This window comes from Ignatzschineria rhizosphaerae (genome assembly GCF_022655595.1).
GTDB lineage: Bacteria > Pseudomonadota > Gammaproteobacteria > Cardiobacteriales > Wohlfahrtiimonadaceae > Ignatzschineria > Ignatzschineria rhizosphaerae.
Genome location: NZ_CP093379.1, coordinates 1,069,374 through 1,090,705, shown reverse-complemented (window position 1 = coordinate 1,090,705; position 21,332 = coordinate 1,069,374). Strand labels below are relative to the sequence as shown.

17 protein-coding genes are annotated in these 21,332 nt (G+C 38.2%); 5 read left to right on the top strand and 12 right to left on the bottom strand.

Going from position 1 to position 21,332, the window contains the following annotated elements; all coding sequences use genetic code 11:
- Positions 1-155: 155 nt before the first annotated feature.
- From MMG00_RS04665 to MMG00_RS04650, 4 genes are all read right to left on the bottom strand, one after another.
- Positions 156-830 (bottom strand): response regulator, encoded by a 675-nt coding sequence (locus MMG00_RS04665; RefSeq protein ID WP_242152086.1) that lies wholly within the window; start codon positions 828-830, stop codon positions 156-158.
- Complete coding sequence (locus MMG00_RS04660) at positions 831-2,756, bottom strand: histidine kinase (protein ID WP_242152083.1); 1,926 nt, start codon at positions 2,754-2,756, stop codon at positions 831-833.
- A 217-nt stretch (positions 2,757-2,973) separates the two neighbouring features.
- Positions 2,974-3,522 carry a P-loop NTPase family protein gene (locus tag MMG00_RS04655; protein ID WP_242152080.1) on the bottom strand — a complete coding sequence of 183 codons (549 nt, stop codon included), beginning with the start codon at positions 3,520-3,522 and terminating at the stop codon, positions 2,974-2,976.
- A 6-nt stretch (positions 3,523-3,528) separates the two neighbouring features.
- Entirely contained in the window at positions 3,529-4,038 is a 510-nt protein-coding gene (locus tag MMG00_RS04650) for a BlaI/MecI/CopY family transcriptional regulator (RefSeq protein ID WP_242152077.1), read from the bottom strand.
- Positions 4,039-4,136: 98 nt separating this feature from the next.
- On the opposite strand from MMG00_RS04650, the gene MMG00_RS04645 reads away from it, so the two are divergent.
- Positions 4,137-4,877, top strand: coding sequence for a GntR family transcriptional regulator (locus tag MMG00_RS04645; protein ID WP_242152074.1), 741 nt, complete (start codon positions 4,137-4,139; stop codon positions 4,875-4,877).
- Between the two features lie 112 nt (positions 4,878-4,989).
- Here MMG00_RS04645 and MMG00_RS04640 read toward each other — a convergent pair whose 3' ends face one another.
- Positions 4,990-5,355 carry a hypothetical protein gene (locus tag MMG00_RS04640; protein WP_242152069.1) on the bottom strand — a complete coding sequence of 122 codons (366 nt, stop codon included), beginning with the start codon at positions 5,353-5,355 and terminating at the stop codon, positions 4,990-4,992.
- Between the two features lie 242 nt (positions 5,356-5,597).
- Here MMG00_RS04640 and MMG00_RS04635 point away from each other — a divergent pair, with 242 nt between their 5' ends.
- Together MMG00_RS04635 and ric are read left to right on the top strand one after the other, a co-directional pair.
- Positions 5,598-6,728 (top strand): NnrS family protein, encoded by a 1,131-nt coding sequence (locus MMG00_RS04635; RefSeq protein ID WP_242152067.1) that lies wholly within the window; start codon positions 5,598-5,600, stop codon positions 6,726-6,728.
- 91 nt (positions 6,729-6,819) lie between these two features.
- Entirely contained in the window at positions 6,820-7,533 is a 714-nt protein-coding gene (gene ric / locus MMG00_RS04630) for an iron-sulfur cluster repair di-iron protein (protein WP_242152064.1), read from the top strand.
- Positions 7,534-7,841: 308 nt separating this feature from the next.
- On the opposite strand, the gene MMG00_RS04625 is transcribed toward ric, so the two are convergent.
- The 7 genes from MMG00_RS04625 to MMG00_RS04595 all read right to left on the bottom strand — a co-directional run bounded on the left by MMG00_RS04625 (position 7,842) and on the right by MMG00_RS04595 (position 18,867).
- A complete protein-coding gene (locus MMG00_RS04625; protein WP_242153304.1) occupies positions 7,842-8,510 on the bottom strand; it encodes a response regulator in 669 nt (222 codons plus the stop codon).
- Positions 8,494-10,434 (bottom strand): histidine kinase, encoded by a 1,941-nt coding sequence (locus tag MMG00_RS04620; protein ID WP_242152061.1) that lies wholly within the window; start codon positions 10,432-10,434, stop codon positions 8,494-8,496. Before MMG00_RS04620 ends, MMG00_RS04625 begins: the two co-directional genes overlap by 17 nt.
- Positions 10,435-10,570: 136 nt before the next feature.
- Entirely contained in the window at positions 10,571-11,254 is a 684-nt protein-coding gene (gene narI / locus MMG00_RS04615; protein WP_242152058.1) for a respiratory nitrate reductase subunit gamma, read from the bottom strand.
- A gap of 4 nt (positions 11,255-11,258) precedes the next feature.
- Positions 11,259-11,942: a nitrate reductase molybdenum cofactor assembly chaperone gene (gene narJ / locus MMG00_RS04610; RefSeq protein ID WP_242152057.1), complete on the bottom strand. Its 684-nt coding sequence runs from the start codon at positions 11,940-11,942 to the stop codon at positions 11,259-11,261.
- Positions 11,943-11,945: 3 nt separating this feature from the next.
- A complete protein-coding gene (narH, locus tag MMG00_RS04605; RefSeq protein ID WP_242152054.1) occupies positions 11,946-13,517 on the bottom strand; it encodes a nitrate reductase subunit beta in 1,572 nt (523 codons plus the stop codon).
- A 15-nt stretch (positions 13,518-13,532) separates the two neighbouring features.
- Positions 13,533-17,243: a nitrate reductase subunit alpha gene (locus MMG00_RS04600; protein WP_242152052.1), complete on the bottom strand. Its 3,711-nt coding sequence runs from the start codon at positions 17,241-17,243 to the stop codon at positions 13,533-13,535.
- A 259-nt stretch (positions 17,244-17,502) separates the two neighbouring features.
- The gene (locus MMG00_RS04595) at positions 17,503-18,867 is read right to left on the bottom strand and encodes an MFS transporter (protein ID WP_242152049.1); all 1,365 of its coding nucleotides are present in this window, start codon (positions 18,865-18,867) and stop codon (positions 17,503-17,505) included.
- Positions 18,868-19,324: 457 nt separating this feature from the next.
- Here MMG00_RS04595 and MMG00_RS04590 point away from each other — a divergent pair, with 457 nt between their 5' ends.
- Both MMG00_RS04590 and MMG00_RS04585 read left to right on the top strand, forming a co-directional pair.
- Complete coding sequence (locus MMG00_RS04590) at positions 19,325-20,905, top strand: flavin monoamine oxidase family protein (RefSeq protein ID WP_242152046.1); 1,581 nt, start codon at positions 19,325-19,327, stop codon at positions 20,903-20,905.
- Between the two features lie 12 nt (positions 20,906-20,917).
- Positions 20,918-21,328 (top strand): c-type cytochrome, encoded by a 411-nt coding sequence (locus tag MMG00_RS04585; protein WP_242152043.1) that lies wholly within the window; start codon positions 20,918-20,920, stop codon positions 21,326-21,328.
- Positions 21,329-21,332 lie beyond the last annotated feature (4 nt).

The window sequence follows — 21,332 nt, the reverse complement described above, 5'->3', positions numbered from 1 at the left end:
CTAGCTAAAAAATAGTCATGCTTAAAGTATAGTTAGCGTGGCTTAACGATCCCTATAATTACGAGAAAGGCGAGAGGTTAAATGATAATCTTATCGCCTTTTTGTTGTAAAAAAAATTAGATACTAAACAAGTGATATGACGATTTAGGCTAGATTTAAGGAAGTTGATCTAAACCATGCTCGACGGCATAAAGTGCCGCTTGAACTCTACTTGAAAGATTGAGCTTTCGCATCATATTTTGTACATGGACTTTGACTGTACTCTCTACAATATCTAGCTCTTTAGCGATCTCTTTGTTACTTAAACCTTTAACGATCCAATAGAGAATTTCCCGTTCTCTTGGCGTTAAAACATCATCTTCATATTGATTTTGAGATGGCGGTGCTTTAGGTGTTTCCGGCGCCCTTAATTGTTGGATGAGTTTTGTGGTCATTTCAGGCGATAAAACACTATCGCCTTCAAGTGCTTTACGGATACTTCTTAAAAGAAATTCGGTATCGATATTTTTTAAAAGATAACCGCGCGCGCCTAGACGTAATGCTTCTGTTAGATCTTGGCTATCTTCAGAAACTGTTAACATTAATACGGTTAAATCCGGCTCATGATTGAGCATTATGGGAAGCGCCTCGATCCCACGCATCGTTGGCATATCGATATCTAATAATACAACATCAGGATGGCACTGCTGCATCAATTTAACCCCTTCTAAGCCATCGGTTGCTTCCCCTACAATTTCAAATCCATCACTATTATCAATGAGAAAGCGTAATCCTTTACGAAATAATGGATGATCATCCACCAGTAGCACTTTAATGGGGCTTTGTGTCATCTATAAACTCCTTTCATAAGCAATATTACTTCTTTGGATAATGAGAGATAAAACGGTTCCTTTTCCAACTTGGGATTTGATGGTTAATACGCCATTAGCTTTTTCGGCTCGCTCTTCCATAATTAAAGTCCCGATATGACCTGCCTCTTTTTTCTTGATAAGTGTCTCTTGACTAAATCCTTGACCATTATCTGTAACTAATAGGGTAAAGCGTTCTTGAAATTGTTCAATATAAATTGTGACACATGTTGCCTCTGCATGCTTTCGAATATTTGAGAGCGCTTCTTGTAAGATAAAGATCACTTGAAGTTGCTTTTCAGGTGATAATTCCCGGCCTTGATCTAAATAATCATATTCAACTTGAATATTGGTCTGTTTTTTAAAGCGAGTAATCACATTTTGGATTGAATCTGCAAAGTTCCCAGGATTTAAACTCACTCTAAAATTAAGTAGTAATTCCCGAATGTTATCATAACTTTCTTGAATACCTTCTTTAATAAAGGTTAATGACTGATCGCGAATAGTGTGTTGATCTGTCACAATAGCTTTAGTTAAAAGTTGTGTTTGCATATTTAAAAAAGAGAGTGATTGGGCAATACTATCATGTAGTCCTTGCGCCATAAAGTTACGCTCTTCTAACACAAACATCTGTCTTTCTAACTGTTCTACCCGAAGGCTATCTAAGACTAATCCAAATTGGCGAACAGCGTTTTCAATGATATGGCTATCTTTTGCCGCATAATCATTTTTCTCTTTAAAAAAGAGATTTAAAGATCCCAACGTATCATCACTCATTGAGAGCTTAAAGCTCACTAAATGGTTGAGTTGATACTCCTGACATAGCGCTTCTATATTGCTATCTGTTGTCAGATTTTGCTGAAAAAACCGCTGTTTTTTCATTAAGGCAATCCCACAAAAGCAATCTTTGAGATTCGTACATTGTTCTGCAGTTAAAATATCTTCATGAAATCCCGCACTTGCAATTACTTCAGTGCTGTTTTTAGCCATATTTAAAAGACGAATAATACCGCCTTTAGCTTTAGAGAAGTCCATCACTAAACTTAAAAATTGTGTCGCAATAAAATCAATATCTTTACTACCTTGTAGTAAAGAAGAGACCCGATATAAAAAGGTAAGGTCTATATGTCTTTTTTGTAACTCTTCTGTTTTATTATCAACTAACGTCTCTAAATCATGATAGACATGACCTAACTCTTGAGACATCTGATTAAATCCTGCTGTGATTGCGCCTAACTCATTATTTAAATGAATTTTGACAGGTGCATTAAAATCTCCTTTGCGAACTTTTTCAATCCCTATATTGAGTTCCTTTAATGGGCGAATGACTAATCGTCTTAAAAAGATAAAGGAAAAAATAGAAGAGCTAATCGCAATCAATAAAATCACAACTTGTATCCAACGAAGCATCACAATACGTTCGGTATTATCCTGTTCAATAATATCCACAAGGGTTGAGATATTTTGTACAAACTCTTCAACCGTAGATAAGGTCAGAACTTCTTTATTAGGAGTTTTTACATTGAAATAGGGCAAAACATCGAGTGATTTTTGCTGAATAATCTCTAACTGATCGACAAAATTTTGATACTGTGCTTTATTATGAAATTTACGTTGAGAAAATTGCGCTATTCTCAGAAAGGCACGCTCAAACTCTTCTCGCTCTTGCATCATAGGCGTAGGATCTTCTAATTTTGAGAGCAAATACATATGAAAACATTGTTTACGAAGCGCGCCTACCTCATTAATCGTAATCCCGCGTTCTTCTAAGCGCCATGATAGATAGAGCGAAATTCCAATGAGGGAGGTTCCACCTATTAGCCAAATAGCAATCATCGCCATAAAAAGGGTGGATAGCCTATGGGGCAGTTTAACAAAGTTGTGCCATTTTTGAATTAACCAGGTCATACCGTACTTCTTTAAAAGAATCGCTCTTCACTTAAAATAGATCGAGAAAAAATAATCGCTTATTATTACAGATCAATCCTTTCTTACCTAGATTTCTTTTAAGAAAGTGACTGAAAACAGTAATGAAAAGAAGATATATAAGCCTCATCGTCCTATCTGTGATCATTTTTATCTTAATCTTCATCGTGATTTTAAGTGTTTAGAGGCATTATTGAACTTATAAAGGATGCTCAAGTTCCCAGATTTTATAAGCCTTATTCAACATAGATCGAGAGGAAAGATAACATTTAGGTAGAGTAATTAAGGGATATTGTGAGAGATAACGTTTTCGGTTCTTACGGGTTATGATTGAGATATGATGAATCATTTTCCATTTGATACTATCTTGGTTGCCGGATAAAGCACCTAATCTTGCCTCTTTTTGAAACCATGTACGATAACCGTAACGAAATAGGCTCATGATGGTGGTGCTATCTAAAAGAATAAATCCAGTTGCCTGTGTTAAACGTGCCGGTAAGGTTTTTGTATAATTACCTTCCATAACCCAGCTACTTTCATGAATAGCAAGATCATGAAGTGCCGAAAACTCCTCAAAAGGGCGAGGTTCCCAATTTGTATTGGAATAATGATATAACTGATCAAGATGGATGATGGGCAAATTTTGCTTGTGAGATATCCTTTGCGCAAGTGTTGATTTTCCACTATTTGAGGGCCCTAAGATAATAATTCTAGGGCCTAAAGATTCTAAGGAAGGAATTGTCATCATCGTTTTTTATGAACCACAACAAGATTTCTTCTCTTCAACTTGGGTATTTGTTGGTGTTACTGCAAATTTTCGATCTTCTTTTTTGCAGTTACAGTTTTTACATGTACAAGTTCCTGGAGGGCAATCACAAATGACCTCATCAACTGCAAAATCTTGTTTTAGTTCTAGAGCTTGACGAATATTCGCAATATCTTCAAGTGAGAGTACTCGATTTTGAATCATCTCTACAATGTGGCTTCCCACTTTTCGGGAGCAAATATGACCAGAGATCTCAGGATGATTACGAGAGCGATCTCCTTCTGCTATTGTTGGGAAATAAACATTATAACGTCCCCTTTTTCGCACACCGACCACACCTTTACGAACCAAGCGTGATAACATAACTTGGATAGTATTTGGTTGCCACTCAGTAGATTCACCTAAAATCGCAATGACCTCTTGACTCGTCGCCTGATTTTGCGACCATAAGACCTGCATAATAGTGAATTCAGATTGTGAAATTTTATTGGACGCCATCTTTTCCCTTTAAAATAATTGAAGATTTCGAATCTACTCAATAATTATAGACTAAATTTAAGATTTAAAGCGCTTTTCTCTCTATTAGGTATCTACTTATGACTGTAAAATCTTTTAGTAATATTCTTAGCACTCATGATCATTCATTGCCAATGTATCAAAAGATTAAAGAACATATCTTAGAGAAGATTGCTAAGGGGGAGTGGCGCGCAAATCAAAAACTTCCTTCAGAAAATGAGATATCCGCTGAATTAAATATTAGCCGAATGACGGTTAATCGTGCCTTTAAAGAGTTGACGGAAGAAGGTTATCTGTTTCGGGAAAAGGGCGCTGGTACTTTTGTTGCTGAGCCTTTTCAATTAATCCCTTTCTTTGAGTTAATGCCAATCTCTAAGGAGCTTGCGATTGAAGGTAATCCCTTTTCATCACAAGTTTTAAGACTTGAAAAGGCTCAAGATTCTCACAAGATTTGTGAGCGCTATTTTGAAAGTCGCGATAATGAATCCCTTTTTTTTAGTGAGATTCTCTATAAAAATGAGAAAACGCCTCTTCAATATGAAAAACGTTACGTTTTAACAACGTTTGCACCGCACTATTTAACGCAGGCTTTTCATAAAGCGTGCTCAACTGTCTATCTGCAAACTTTATCTCCGATCTTATCGCAAAAGCACACACTTGAAGCAATAATCCCTAATAAGCCCTTATCTCAGCTATTAGAGATTCCTAATACCGAGGCGTGTTTTAAGGTCGTGGAAATCCTTTTAATTAGAGGTAAAATCATTAGTTATGCAGAGCAGTTTTATCCAGCATCGCGTTATAAATTTCATAGTAAAATTTAAAGTAAAATTAATGCCCCCAAAAATATAAGATTACTAAATAGTGAGCTGTTTAATTATTTTAAGTATCTTCAAGCTATTTGGGGTTATTTAGTATTTCATAATCAATCGATCTTTATTGTAATTGATCAAAATCTATCAAGCCGATTTTGATCATACTAATAATGTATACCTTTAATGCTTCTTGATGAGAGATCTCAGGAATAACTTCCTTATCAACCATTGCAACGCAAAGATCAGCCATCTCCTTAATCCCCATTCTTCCTGCATCCGTAATGGCGTCTAATGTATCTTTTGTAAAGGACTTATCTAAATAGAGCTTTGAAACCCAGTCAGCACACGTTGCGAGCTTGTTAGATTCTAAGGCAAGCTCCCATTCTGCCATTGTTGCTGTATGCAAAGATCCCCCCTGAAACCACTCATTTGCCATTGTTTGTGAGAAGAGGTTTGAGGATAAAAGTAGTATTAAAAGTTTTTTCATACATGATCTATCTTATTGATTTTTTCTTATGATATCTGATAGTTACTGATAAGTCATAGTGAATCCTTTAAATCTTTTAAGTATCGACAATTAATTATCTCTACTACTAAATGAGTAGTTAGAATCTTCATAAAACCGCTTGTGATACCGCTTAAGACTTATTGAGTAATAGGGTATTTAAACATACCATCAAAGAGACCTTTTACAGTATCTCTCCTACAGATCTTCATAGGGTGTTATGAATGTTTAAAACAATATTTTCGTATGCTTTTCGCCCCTTTTACTTAGCCGCGAGTCTATATGTTATTGCCATTATTCTTTTGTGGTATCCCTTTGGCTATGAGGGCAATCAAAATTACCCATCCCTATTTTGGCATGGACATGAGATGATCTATGGCTTTGCTGGCGCCGTGATTGTAGGTTTTTTACTAACTGCTGTCAGTAATTGGACGAATAGACCTCCTACGAGTGGTTTTCCACTATTATTGCTACTAATTTTATGGGTTTTTGCGAGAATTACCGTCTATCTGCCATTAAATCAGATGGTGATTGTTTCAATGGTTTTTGATAGTAGCTTTTATCTATTGAGTGCTTTTTTTATTTTTAGATCCCTAATTCAGGCAAAAAATCGGGCCAATCTTTTAGTACCAATTGCGCTATTACTCTTTGCTGGTAGCAATGTATTACTCACAATGGCGCTATTAGGAAAAATCACGCTCTCTTTACTATCAATTATGCAGATTGGTATTTTAGGCGTTGTGGCTTTTATTGGCTTAATTGGGAGTCGAGTAATCCCCTTTTTTACAAGTATTACGCTTCAAAAACAAAACCAATTTTCAAAACGATACACCATGATTGCATTTATCACGCCACTATTAATGATGCTAGCGATGAGCTTTAATCTCTATCCCTTACTAGTATTTTGCTTAGGTGCTACCTTTGCAATCAATAACCTTTGGCAACTTTATCGTTGGTTTGATCTTAATATTTTAGCGCATCCTCTTTTATGGGTGCTGCATGTGAGCTTTCTTTTCATGGCAATTGGTGTTTTTATCATGAGTTATGCTTACGCCTTTAATCTATTATATTTACCTTTAGGGACACATATCATCGCTATCGCTAGTATTGCCTTAATTATTCAAGGAATGATGTCACGCACAGCCTTAGGGCATACTGGTCGGCAGATGGTTCTCCCTAAAAAGATGAGAATTGCATTTCTACTGATTATTATCAGCGCTATTATTCGTGCCATTGCTAGTTTTTATCCTGGAGATTATTGGCTTTTGACGATGAGTTCGATCAGTTTTGCGATCGCCTTTATGATTTTCCTCTTCTACTATTTACCCATACTAATAGGACCTAGTCGATCATAAATATCTCAATTTTAATGAGTGTTTTTTATGATCCTTAATAGATATTCCCCCAAAGATAAAAAACATCATTATTGATGAAGGAGCTAATAAGATGAATTATTTAGAGATGACAATTGGTGAGATTGTGGCCGATAATTTTAATTATTCGACCGTTTTTAGCCAATTTAATATCGATTTTTGTTGCCGTGGTCATCGCCGTTTACAGGTGGTGATTCAAGAGAAGAATATTGATGAAAAAGCATTAATACAGGCGTTAAAGCAGAGTGTAGAGATACAAGAGCAGTGTATTAATTTTAAAGAGTGGCCTTTAGCACTACTTGTTGATTATGTCACAAAATATCATCACGCTAAAATTCGTGAGCAAGGCCCTAAATTACTAAAGCTTTGCCATAAGGTTGCAAGCGTTCATGGAGAGATGCATCCTGAGCTAATACAAGTTGCAAGCTTATTTGAAAATTCATTACAAGATCTTTTTAGTCATTTAATGAAAGAGGATAATATTCTTTTCCCAGAGGTCTATCAATTAGCAGGAGAAACGCCAACGCTTAATAATAGCTGTTTTCCTACCATAGAAATGCCAATTAATGTGATGATGCAAGAGCATGACACTGAAGGAGAGCGTTTTAGAGAAATTGCCGCGCTGACAGATCAATATCACGTTCCAGATGATGCATGCCAGAGCTACCGATTAATGATGCATCAATTAAAGCAATTTGAGAAAGAATTACATGAACATATTCATGTGGAGAATAATATTATCTTTCCAGAAGCGATACGCCGTGAACGAGCTCTTAGAGCTCAATAACAAGAAAATTACGTTAGTTTATATAATAATAGCGGTAGATATCGCTCTTTTCAATTTTTTAATTAGTCAATTTTTGACTTGTTCTGTTTTAGCAGGTCACTATAGTGAAATCGGTTTAAAAGTGACTGAATCAGATTGCCGGCGCATCGGTTATGAGAAGCGCAGGAATAGTTCTATCCGGCATCGTGCAAGCTTATTTGATACACAATCTGTACCCTTAATATTTTTAAAATAGTGTTTCTTAAACCGAATCTACTATAATTGATTTTGAGTTAGGAATATTAAAAGAGAGACAGAAGTTTTTCACCTTAAAGCGTATCTAAGCCATGTTCTATTGCATAAATTGCCACTTGTACTCGGCTAGATAGTTCAAGTTTGCGTAAAATATTTTGCACGTGAACCTTGACGGTACTCTCAGTAATATCGAGTTCTCGTGCAATAACTTTATTACTCACGCCTTTGACAATCCAAAAAATAATCTCCCGCTCTCTAGGCGTTAATAATTCATCTTCTTGTATTTTAGGAATTGGTTTTGGCGCTATTTCTTTAGGTGCTCTGATCTGATGGATGAGTTTAGTTGTCATCTCCGGTGATAGAACATTATCGCCTTCTAATGCTAAGCGGATGCTTTTAAGCAGAAATTCAGTATCAATGTTTTTTAAAAGATAGCCCCGAGCTCCTAAACGTAAGGCTTCTGTGAGATCTTGGCTATCTTCAGACACGGTTAACATCAAAACGGCAAGGTCAGGGCGATGATTTAACATTAAAGGGAGCGCTTCAATACCGCGCATAACCGGCATATCAATATCTAATAAGACAATATCAGGGTTAAGTTGTTGCGTCATCTTAACGCCTTCTAGCCCATCCGTTGCTTCTCCAATAATTGTAAAATCACGATCTTGATCAATTAAAAACCGTAAGCCCTTACGAAAAAGCGGATGATCATCAACTAAGAGTATTTTAATGGGATGCGGCATCATTGATCTCCTTTTGTGTGATGTCTGTTCGGTGAATTGTTAACAAAATAGTGGTTCCTTTATCTATTGCAGATTCAATGCGTAAATCTCCAGCAGCTCTATTGGCTCTCTCTTCCATAATGAGTGTTCCAATATGTCCATCTCTCTTTTTTTGTGCAAGAAGTGCATCATCAAAACCCACTCCATTATCTTGAATAAGAAGTGTGAAACGCTCTTGAAGCTGTTCTATTTGAATTTTTACCAGAGAAGCCTTAGAGTGTTTACGAATATTAGAAAGTGCTTCTTGTAAGATAAAGATCACTTGTAATTGAATGTCAGGTGAAAGCTCACGACCTTGATCTTTAAAGTGATAGTTAACGGTAATTTCTGATTGTCTTTTAAAGCGCTCAATCACATTTAAGATAGAGTCAGAGAAATTCCCCGTGATCATGCTGACTCTAAAATTTAATAATAGCTCTCTTACATCATCATAACTCTCTTGAATACCCTCTTTAATAAAGGTAATCGCTTGATCTCTAACATCGATTTGATCATTCTCAATGGCTTTGGTTAAAAGCTGAGATTGAATATTTAAAAATGAGAGGGATTGCGCAATACTGTCGTGTAATCCTTGTGCCATAAAGTTACGCTCTTCAAGGACCGCCATCTGCCTTTCGAGTTGCTCAAACCGAAGATTATCTAAGACTAATCCAAATTGTCTTGCAGCGCTTTCTAAAAGATCACTATCGCCTATATTAAAGTCTTGCTCATGATTAAAAAAGAGATTTAAAGATCCTAAAGCTTCATCAGACATAGAGAGCTTAAAGCTTACAAGATGCTCTAAGCTATATTTTTGGCACAAAATATCTAAATCATTATCCGTGACTAAGCTTTGCTGGTAAACAGCATTTTTTTGTAATAATGCCTGACCACAAAAACAATCATGAAGATGATTGCATTGTGGCGCTAGTAAAATATCTGGTTGGAAACCAGAGCTTGCGATAACTTCGCTGGACTCTTTATTGGGATGTAAAATCCTGATCATACCTGCTTTTGCATTTGTAAAATCTATCGTTAGCTCCAAAAACTGGCTAGCAATAAAATCAATATCTTTATGATTTTGTAGCAATGAGGAGATCTTATATAAAAATGTGAGGTCTTGATGCCTTTTTTGTAACTCTTGGGTTTTGATATCGACCATTTTTTCAAGATCATGATACATATGCTCAAGATCTTGTGTCATCTGGTTAAACCCTAAAGCGATCTCTCCTAACTCATTATTTACATCGACTTTAACCCGTGTTTTAAAATTACCTTGCCGAATCTTTTGAATGCTGTGACTAACATGGGTTAAAGGATCAATAACGAGTTTTCGTAGTAACTTTGATGAGAGGAAAGCGGAACTAATAGCCATTATTAGAAGTATCGCCTGAAACCAACGTAGAAAAATAATACTCTGTGTATTATCACGTTCGATAATGCTTACTAAAGCCGAGATCTCACTCACAAAAGCTTCAATCATATTTAGTGAAATTGGTTCATCACTAGAGATTTCAGGATTTAAATGGGGCAATATCTCCCGAGATTTTTGTTTAATAATCTCTAACTGATTGATAAAGTCCTGGTACTGTCTTCGAGTATTAAAGTTATGTTCTGAAAATAGGGAGATCTTATCGACGATCTTAATGAAGTTTTGATACTCCTGTTGCTGCTTTTGAATGTCATTCGTTTGTGCGAGTGATAATAGATAAAAGGTCTGCTTTCGAAGGCTACCGACTTCATTAATTGCAATACCTCGCTCTTCTAAACGCCAGGAGACATTTAAAGATAATCCTATAAGGATCAAAGCCCCAAGAAGCCAAACTATGATAAGAGATATCAGTAAGCTTGAGAGTCGATGCGGTCTTTGAAGAAGGTTATGCCATCTATTTTTAAACCATTTCATTAAAATTAGCTCTTATTGATATAGTGATTGCTTAAGCCATTATTACAGATAATAAGATCATTTTATTTATTTCAATAAAATGATCTTTTATATTCTCTCTTCCTTGTTAAAAATAGTCTCTAAAGTCGAAGATTGGTTATCTTGAGGATTTACGGCGCACAAGTTGGGGCGTTCTATTTAAAAAGACTAATGTTCCAAAGCCACTCCAAATATGCACAAGTCTTGTAAAGGGGAAGATAATAAAAAGTGTCATTCCCATAATCATGTGAAGTTTAAAGATTAGACTAGCACCGACCATATATTCAGATGCGCCGCCTCTAAACGTCACAATATGCTGTGCCCATTTCATCAGTTTGAGCATCTCATCACCATCTAAATGGGTGCTAGAGACAAAGATGGTTGCAAGCCCCAGTAAGAGTGTTAATAAAATCCAGATTAAGACAAGTTTATCGCGCCAACTACTATTTCTAAGCAATCTAGGAGAGCTAAATCGGCGGTAGATTAACATTAATAACCCTACCAATGCCATAGTTCCCATAATGCCACCAGCAGTCATTGCCAATAACTGTTTTGCACTGTGACTAACCCCTAAAGTATCCCATACAATGACAGGCGTTAATAAGCCCACAAAGTGACCGGCAAAGAGTCCTAAAATTCCTAAATGAAATAAAATATTCCCCACTCGTAAATACTTAGGTTGTAATAATTGGCTAGAATCGGCTTTCCAACCATATTGCTCTCTATCAAAGCGAACAAGACTTCCTAATAGGAAGATCGTTAACGCAATATAGGGATAGATGCTAAAAAAGAATATATTCATCGTTTTAACCTCTTATTGTCGATTGATGCTTCACATCTTGTAGGTTGATGGCAAAAGATTGTTGGTTTTGAGAAAGTCCTTGTTGAAGATAGCCACATGTAGGCTTAAGAAGCGGTTCAACCCCTTCACTAGATGGGCCAAAGAGTTCCATCGCTTCATCCATATCACGAACAGGGGCTACTTTTAACGGCTCAGGAGGAATAGGGGATAAAATCACAAGAGCCTCTAAAACAGCGGCATAAGGCGATTCACTTTCTTGTAAATTCCCCCAAATATGGGCAATGACGTGGACTGCATCTCCGAGCATCTCCTTGGCTTTTTCAGAATCCACTAAAGAGAGAAACTCCATAAATAGTGGCAGATAATCAGGAAGTTCATTAGCTTCTGGTTCAAAGCCTGCGTTTTGATATTCATGAAGTAGATCCACCATTGCTTGGCCTCGTTCTCGATCCTCTCCATAAAGATGCTCAAAGAGGTGAAGGGCATGGTGTTTGTTTCGATCAAAGGTGGTGACATAGTTCTCCTGAAGCTCTAGGAGCGTTTGATTTTGTAAAAACTCAAAGAACGTCAAAAGTAACTTGCCATTGGGGAGTTCTTCTGCAAACTTTGCCATTTCAGGGAGTTCGTCATACCACTGTTGTTCTGGATAGACGAGTAATAGTGATAACAATTTAAAATGGTTTTTCATTATTTACTCCTTCATTGCGGCTTGCTGCGCTTGTTTTTCACGTTTTAAAAGATCTTTAAAGTGAATGGGAGAAACTTTAGTTCGGCCAAATAGACTCTCTTTACTAACCCCATCAGAGCAGCCATTACCCCAAGAGAAACCACAACTCCCTTTTTCAGTAAATGTCTCATCAGCGACTTCCTTATGACTTGTGGGAATCACAAAGCGATCTTCATAATTTGCTATTGCCATAATTTGATACATCTCTTCAATTTGGTGGGCTGTTAAGGAGAGCTCACTCTCTTTTAAAATTGCTAAAGCTTCCTCTTTTGTGCGAATAGTCTTTTCTCGCATATAACGGCGCATGGTAATCATGGTGTTAAGCGCATCTAAAATCGGTGCTTCTTTGCCGGCAGTTAAAAGATTTGCTAAATATTGCAAGGGAATTCGAAGATCTTTTACATCCGGAATTAAGCCATTTTTACCAATGACGCCAGATTCCATCGCTGATTGAATAGGTGAGAGCGGCGGAATATACCAAACCATTGGTAATGTTCGATATTCAGGATGTAATGGGAAAGCGATCTTCCAATCGACAGCCATTTTATAAACTGGTGAGTTTTTAGCAGATTCAATCCAGTCCGCAGGAATGCCTTGCTTTAATGCCTCTTTGGCGACAACAGGATCATTAGGATCTAAAAAGATATCTAATTGTGATTGATAGAGATCTTGAGGATCTTCAATAGAGGCAGCTTCCTCAATTTTATCAGCGTCATATAGAAGGACACCAAGATAACGAATACGACCAACGCAGCTCTCAGAACAGATTGTCGGCATTCCCGCTTCAATACGAGGATAACAAAAGACACATTTCTCTGATTTTCCCGTTGTCCAGTTATAGTAAATCTTTTTATAAGGACATCCAGAAACACACATGCGCCAGCCCCGGCATTTATCCTGATCAATAAGGACAATTCCATCCTCTTCACGTTTATAGATGGAGCCAGACGGACAACTTGCAACGCAAGCGGGGTTTAAGCAATGCTCACAAAGGCGAGGCAGATACATCATGAAAGTATTTTCAAAAGCGCCATAGATATCTTTTTGAATACCATCAAAGAGCCTATCTTTGGCGCGTTTTTTAAACTCTCCACCAAGGTCATCTTCCCAGTTTGGTCCCCATTCAATCTTTTCCATCTTTTCACCAGTCAATAAATTGATAGGGCGAGCGGTTGGCGGGGTTTTCATATCAGGCGCGGTTTGAAGATGCTGATAATCATAGGAGAAGGGAATATAGTAATCATCAATTGCCGGCATATTGGGGTTGGCAAAGATATTACTTAATACTTTAAAACGCGTTCCTTGTTTTAACTGAAGTTTTCCTTTTTTATTACGAACCCAGCCCCCTTTATGAATCTCTTGATCTTCCCAGTTTTTAGGATAGCCAATCCCCGGTTTTGTCTCGACATTATTAAACCATGCGTATTCCACACCATCACGGCTCGTCCAGACATTTTTACAAGTCACGGAGCAGGTATGACAGCCAATACATTTATCGAGGTTTAACACCATGCCGATTTGTGCTCTAATTTTCATTCTCTTACTCCTTCTTTAAGCCTGTGATGCTGTTTTTTGTGAAGATGCGGTTTCTGGTTCATCCATCCAATCCACATTTTTCATTTTACGAATAACGACAAACTCATCACGATTTGTCCCCACGGTGCCATAGTAGTTAAAGCCCCATGAAAGCTGCGCATAACCCCCGATCATATGGGTGGGTTTCATGACAATTTTAGTCACTGAGTTATGAATCCCCCCGCGCTTTCCAGAAACCTCAGCGCCGGGAACATTAATAATCTTCTCTTGCGCGTGATACATCATGGTTAAGCCATCTGGGATTCTTTGGCTAACAATCACACGTGCCGTTAAAGTTCCATTGACGTTAAAGACCTCAACCCAATCGTTATCGACTAATCCTGCCTTTTTAGCATCCCCTTCAGAAACCCAAATATGAGGTCCTCCACGAGAAAGGGTTAACATTCGGATATTGTCAGAATAAGTACTGTGAATTCCCCATTTTTGATGCGGGGTAATAAAGTTCAGCGTAATTTCAGGGTTACCGTTGCCGTATTTTCCTAATACCTTTTCGGTTGTTTTAAGATCAACAGGGGGTTTATAAACCGTCAATCCCTCCCCAAATGCTCGCATCCATTGGTGATCTTGATAAAACTGCTGACGACCAGTAATGGTGCGCCATGGAATAAGTTCATGCACATTGGTATAACCTGCGTTATAGCTCACCTCCTCACTTTCAAGTCCTGACCAAGTGGGGGAGGAGATAATCTTGCGAGGTTGTACTTGAATATCTCTAAAGCGAATCGTGTCATGCTCACGTGGCAATGCTAAATGAGTATGATCAATTCCGGTATTTTCAGAAAGGGCTTCCCAGGCTTTTACTGCCACATGACCATTGGTTTCAGGAGCAAGCGTTAAGATCATTTCTGCCGCATCAATAGCGCTATGGATCTTCGGTTGTCCTTCGGCAATTCCTTTATGCTGGGTCTTATTAAGCGCTTTAAGGAATTTAACTTCATTTTCTGTGTTCCAGCTAATTCCTTTTCCGCCATTACCGATGCTTTCAAGGAGCGGACCTATTGAGGTGAATTTTTCATAAATCGTACTATAATCACGTTCAACAATGGTTATTGCCGGCATGGTTTTTCCTGGAATAGGTTCACATTCACCAAGCTTCCAATCTTTTGCATCAAAAGGTTGTCCCAGTTCTTGCGGCGTATCATGCATTAAAGGCGTTAAGATGAGATCCTCTTGTGTACCAAGATAATCACCGGCAATTTCATCAAACTTTTTCGCAAGATCTCGGTAAATATTCCAATCCGTTTTACTCTCCCAAAGAGGCTGAACAGCCTCGCTTAAAGGATGAATGAAGGGATGCATATCCGAGGTATTTAAGTCATCTTTTTCATACCATGTCGCTGTTGGTAAAACGATATCAGCATAAAGACAGGTCGTTGACATCCTAAAGTCTAAGACCGTTAAAAGATCGAGTTTTCCTTCAGCTGCGGGTCTGACTTTAATTGATTCAGGTTTTAAGCAATCTTCTTCTTCGCTTAATAGGGCATTTTGGGTTCCTAAAAGATATTTAAGGAAATACTCATGTCCTTTACCGGAAGATCCTAAGATATTCGAGCGCCAGACAAAGAGGTTTCTCGGGAAATTCTTTGGATTATCAGGATCATTACATGCCATATCTAAAGAGCCATCTTTTAGGCGCTCTACGGCAAAGCTAATCGGATCTTTCCCTGCAGCTTTCGCTTGCTTGGTAATTTCTATGGGGTTTTCCCCCAATTGCGGCGCAGATGGTAACCAACCTAAACGTTCAGCTTTTGCGTTATAATCGAGCATCGTCATATTTGCCATATCACCTTGATGGCTCGGTGCGATCACTTCATCTAAGCCTAAACGCTCATGACGCCATTGGCTTGTGTGTGCATAAAAAAAGGATGTCCCATTCATTTGACGAGCAGGGCGAACCCAGTCTGCGGCAAATGCAAGGGGTGCCCAGCCTGTTTGTGGTCTTAGCTTTTCTTGTCCAACATAGTGGGCCCATCCACCACCACTTTGACCAATACAACCGCACATCATTAACATATTAATAATGCCGCGATAGGTCATATCCATGTGATACCAATGGTTTAATCCAGCACCTACTATCACCATACTTCGGCCATTGGTGTCATGAGCATTTTGCGCAAATTCTCTAGCAACTTGAATCACTAATTCAGGCTTAACACCGGTATGTTTCTCCTGCCATTTGGGTGTATAAGGAATGTCTTCCATATAATTTTTCGCGACTCCCGTACCACCAAAGCCACGATCAACCCCATAACTTGCCGCTAAGAGATCAAATACGGTTGTTACATAAGTTGTATTACCGTCTGCAGTTTGTATTGTTTTAACAGGAATATTGCGCACAATTGTTTCAGTTGCATCTTTGCCACCAAAGTAATCAAAGGTAACGCCTAGGATTTCATCATGTTGTTCTTTAAGGGTTAGTTGTGCTTGGATCTCAGTGTTATCAGCGCTTTCAGATTTTAAGTTCCAACGCCCCTTTTCTCCCCATCTAAACCCGATAGAACCTTTAGGGGCTACAATATCACCACTTTTTTCATCAATAACAAGTGTTTTCCATTCAGGATTATTGGTTTCATTAAGGTTATTATCTAAGTGACTGGCTCTAAGGTAATAGCTTGGAACCCATCTATCCCCTGATTTTTCAAGCGTTACTAACACCGGCATGTCGGTTAATCGGCGGCAATAATCAACAAAGTAAGCAGAAGGGTTTTCTAAATGGAACTCTTTTAAAATGACATGACCCATCGCCATTGCCATTGCCGCATCGGTTCCTTGCTTGGGGTTCATCCAGATATCACTAAATTTCACCATTTCGCCATAATCAGGCGCTACAGCAACCGTTTTTGTCCCTTTATAGCGCACTTCGGTATAAAAGTGTGCATCGGGTGTTCTAGTCATTGGCACATTAGAGCCCCACACCATAAGATAATTGGCGTTATACCAATCTGCGGACTCAGCAACGTCTGTTTGCTCTCCCCAAACTTGAGGACTTGATGGCGGAAGGTCACAATACCAATCATAAAAAGAGAGCGGAACACCCCCAATTAAGCTCAAATAACGAGATCCAGCAGCATAGCTCACCATCGACATCGCCGGAATTGGTGAGAATCCAAAAATTCTATCAGGTCCAAACTCTTTAATCGTAAAAGCATTAGCCGCGGCAATAATTTCATACGCTTCATCCCATGAAGTTCGCACAAAACCGCCTAAACCTCGGCGCTCTTTATAACGCGTTGCTGATTCAGGATTTTGAGAGATCTCATTCCAAGCTGAAATAGGATCTAATGTTTGGCGTTTTTCTCGCCACATTTTTGCAAGCTCAGATCTAAGCATTGGGTATTTAACGCGCTGTGTGGAATAAACATACCAACTGTAAGAAGCCCCTCGAGGGCAGCCTCTTGGCTCATGATTAGGAAGGTCTGGGCGAGTTCTTGGATAATCTGTCTGCTGCATCTCCCAAGTAATGAGCCCACTTTTAACAAAAACCTTCCAGCTACAAGAGCCCGTGCAGTTTACCCCATGGGTTGAACGGACCACTTTATCGTGCTGCCAACGCTGTCTGTAAGCTTTTTCCCATGTGCGGTCTTCTGTGACTACTGCGCCATGATTATCAGAGAAAGTCTCTTTGGCTTTGCTTAAAAAATTTAATCGATCTAAGAAATGACTCATTGTGAGCTCCCTTTATGGTATCTGCTTTATCTATCTGTTTTAGTGTAAGATTTTCAATAAATGAGCGCTATTAGTATGAAGTAGCACTACTTTTAGATGCTAACTACTTCTAAAGAGTTAGATTAGTGTTATGAATGAAGGATCAAAGAGAATGAATAGATTTAAATGTTTATAGTTAAGAAGGGAATCTAAGGCTCTTTAAAGAAGCTGGCGTAAAATACCCCTTTGATTCTTGCTGACTATCTTGAAGTTCTCTTTTCTAGCATTTAGTAATGGCTTTTCTTCTAGTGTAAAAGCCGTAGTTAAGCAGTAGACAAGAGAGATAAAAGATAATAAAAATGATTAACGCAAGTTCAGCACTTCCTGTTGCGGCAATGGATGAGCCAAAACTTTTAGGGATAAAAAAGCCACCAAAAGCTCCAACAGCGCCCATAAAACCCACAACAGTGGCAGACTCTTGAATAGCTTTTTGCTCCGCTAATGCAGGATCTTTAGTTTTATATTGATGAGATTGCATAAAAACGCGGGGCGCTTGCGCAAATACAGAACCGCTTGCAATTCCGCTAAAAGCAAATAGAAAAAGGAAACTGATAAAAAAGCCTATGAAACTCCCGGCACTTCCATTTTTGGGTAAAAAGAGAATAACCCCAATAACCCCTATTATCATCATGATATAGCTAAAAGCGGTGACAAAAGAGGGCCGAATTTTATCTGAGAGCATTCCCCCTATCACGCGCCCAATTGCTCCTAGAAAAGGTCCTATAAAGGCTAATTTAATAGGATCAATTGCCGGAAAAGATTGAGAGGTTAGAAGCGGAAATGCCGCAGAGAATCCGATAAAGGAGCCAAAAGCCCCGATATATACCCAGCACAGTAGCCAAGTATGAGGTCTTTTAAAAATCACGAGTTGAGATTTAATGGATCGATTTTGTCCGGCAATATTATCCATTCCAAAAAATGCTAGTAACGTGCTAAGAAGAATAAACGGCACCCAAATATAACCGGCATTTTGTAGCCAAATTTTGGTTTCAATACCATTTTGCATAATGACTTGAGGCTTGCCGCCTAATACGCCAAAAACACCTACCGTGATAATTAAAGGAATAACTAATTGCACAACAGATACGCCAAGGTTTCCAAGCCCACCGTTAATCCCTAACGCACCGCCTTTCTCTTTTTTTGGGAAAAAATAACTGATATTAGACATCGAGGAGCTAAAATTAGCGCCCCCAAATCCGCATAATAGTGCCAAAATTAACATCGTACTGTATGGCGTTTGTGGATTTTGTACGGCAATACCAATTCCAATTGCAGGAATTAAAAGAGTCGCCGTTGAGAATGCTGTCCACCTTTGTCCCCCAAAAAAGGGAATGACAAACGAGTAAAATATTCTTAATGTAGCGCCAGATAGTGCCGGAATTGCCGCTAACCAAAAAAGCTGATTAGCGCTATAGCGAAAACCGATAGAGGGTAATTTAACAACAGTAACACTCCAGACTTGCCATATTGCAAAAGCCAGCATGAGTGCAAATACTGAAATCCAAAGATTTCTGCGGGCAATTTGTCGTCCCTTTGTTGCCCAAAATTCGCTATTTTCTGGTTGCCAGTGATCTAATGTTCTCATGAAAAATCCTTGTATAAGTCATAAACCTATTGTTTACAGCTCTACATTAAGGAATTTTTTTAATGAACAATATTAGTCAATAGAGTAACAATATGAACTAATTAGTAGTAGTTAACTAACAGTTTATTTACTACTTTAGAGTTATAACGTCATTCAAGATGTCATCAATTTAATATCATTATTGATGACTTTAAATCGAATAATAAAGATATTGATTACTAATTGTTTCCAATAAAATTATCTCTTTAACTTTTTGTAAGGATTTTACGATTTATTTAGTGATTTAAAAAAGCAATCAACCCCCTATATTCTCGTAAAATAGTAGCTATACCACTGATTTTAAATGTTATATTTCGTTTTTATATGTAAATGATATATCGTTTCTACTTTTTGTGTTGTTAGTATGAAAACAGAGCATTATTCCCATAATTTATAACAAATAAGAGGATGGATTATCATGGAAAGTAAAAATTGGACTAGAAGAGATCTATTGAAAGTTATTGGCGCAACCGCTGGTGGTGCGGTGTTGTATCAAGCGATGACATCACTTGGATTTGCAAATGAGAGTCATTTTAAAGGCGCTCCTCATTTAACAAATGCGCCAAAAGGAGCAAAGGTACTTATTTTAGGCTCAGGAATGGCAGGTTTAGTTGCGGCACATGAATTATTAAAAAGTGGCTATGATGTAGAACTACTAGAATTTAATGATCGAGTAGGGGGAAGATCATGGTCTATCCGTGGTGGAGATACTTATACTGAACTTGGTGGCGAAACACAGCATTGCCAATTTGATAAAGGTTTATACCTCAATCCTGGTCCTTGGCGAATTCCTTATCATCACCATGGATACTTACATTACGCTCGTGAGTTTGGTGTTTTAATGCAACCCTTTAATCAGTTTAATCAAAATGCCTATCTGCATAATTCTAAGGCTTTTGGCGGTAAGCCTCAGCGTTATAAGCATATTATGACGGATTTTAAAGGTGCGACAAATGAGCTTTTAGCAAAAGCCATTAATCAAAATGCTTTAGATGAAGCCTTGACGAATGAGAATAAAGAACAGCTTCTAGAAGCATTAAAAACTTGGGGGGCGTTAGATAAAGATTATCGATATACAGCTGCTAGTGGGTCGCCTTATCGTGGCTGGGCAGAGGATGCCAATGCTATTCATGATAATATCCCTTCCGAACCCATTAAGCTTGATGATATCTTAACTTCTAATCTTTGGCAGAGCTTAAGTGTGCCTTTTGATTATGAATATGCACCATCCATCTTCCAACCTGTGGGTGGGATGGATCAGTTGCCTAAAGCGATTGCAAAAACGTTTCCCGAGAGAATCACCTTTAAAGCAAAAGTGACAAAAATTATCCAAGATGAAAAAGGTGTAACGGTAACCTATCAAGATCTTGCCAATAACAATCAAGAGAAAGAGGTTAAAGCTGATTGGTGCGTTTGTACGATTCCATTTTCCGTATTATCCCAAATTGAAAATAACCTCAATAACAAGATTAAAGATGGGATTGCTGATATTCACTATGGTGCCTCTTTCAAAGCTGGGATTCAATTTAAACGAAGATTCTGGGAAGAAGATGAACATATCTATGGGGGCATTACCTATACAGATCTTCCTATAGGACAAATGTCATATCCTAGTAATGACTTTTTATCTAAAGGTAAAGGCGTTGTACTATCCTCTTACCTATTTGGCTCCGAGGCTTTTAAATTCTCATCATTAACCCCAAAAGCGCGGCTACAAAAGGTCTTTAATGATGTAAAAGCCATTCACCCACAGGCAGCAGCAGAATTTGATAATGGGTTTTCTGTCGCCTGGCATAAGTCTCCCTTTACATTAGGTTGCTATGGTTTATGGACGCCAGATAAGCGTAATCAATATTTTAAAACAGTAACCACAATGGATAATCGGATTGTGCTTGCTGGTGAGCATCTCTCTTATATTCCTGCCTGGCAAGAAGGGGCGATTCTTTCCTCATTAGAAGCGATTCGTCAACTTCATATTGCCGCAACTTCAACAAAATAAAGGAGATATCTCATGAAAAATTTACTTTTAATGATTGCATTTGTATTACCTATTGTCAGTTACGCAGATGGAACAGGATTGCCGATGAAAGCTAATGATTACGGCACAGATGGGCAGGAGATCTATAATTCTTTATGTGCAAGTTGCCATATGGTTGATGGGAAAGGGGCAAAGGGGGCAGGATTTTACCCAAGTCTTGTTAAAAATCCAAAACTAGAATCCCCCATCTATATTCAAGATGTAGTCCTTTACGGCGTTCATGCAATGCCTTCTATTGGTGGTTTATTAGATGATACGCAAATTGCGAATGTTATTAATTATGTGCGAACGCATTTTGATAATCACTATACCGATAAAGTCTCTCCTAGTGATATTACAAAATTGAGAGCGCCTAATTATCAATATGATACCGCATTTGAGTAAGGTG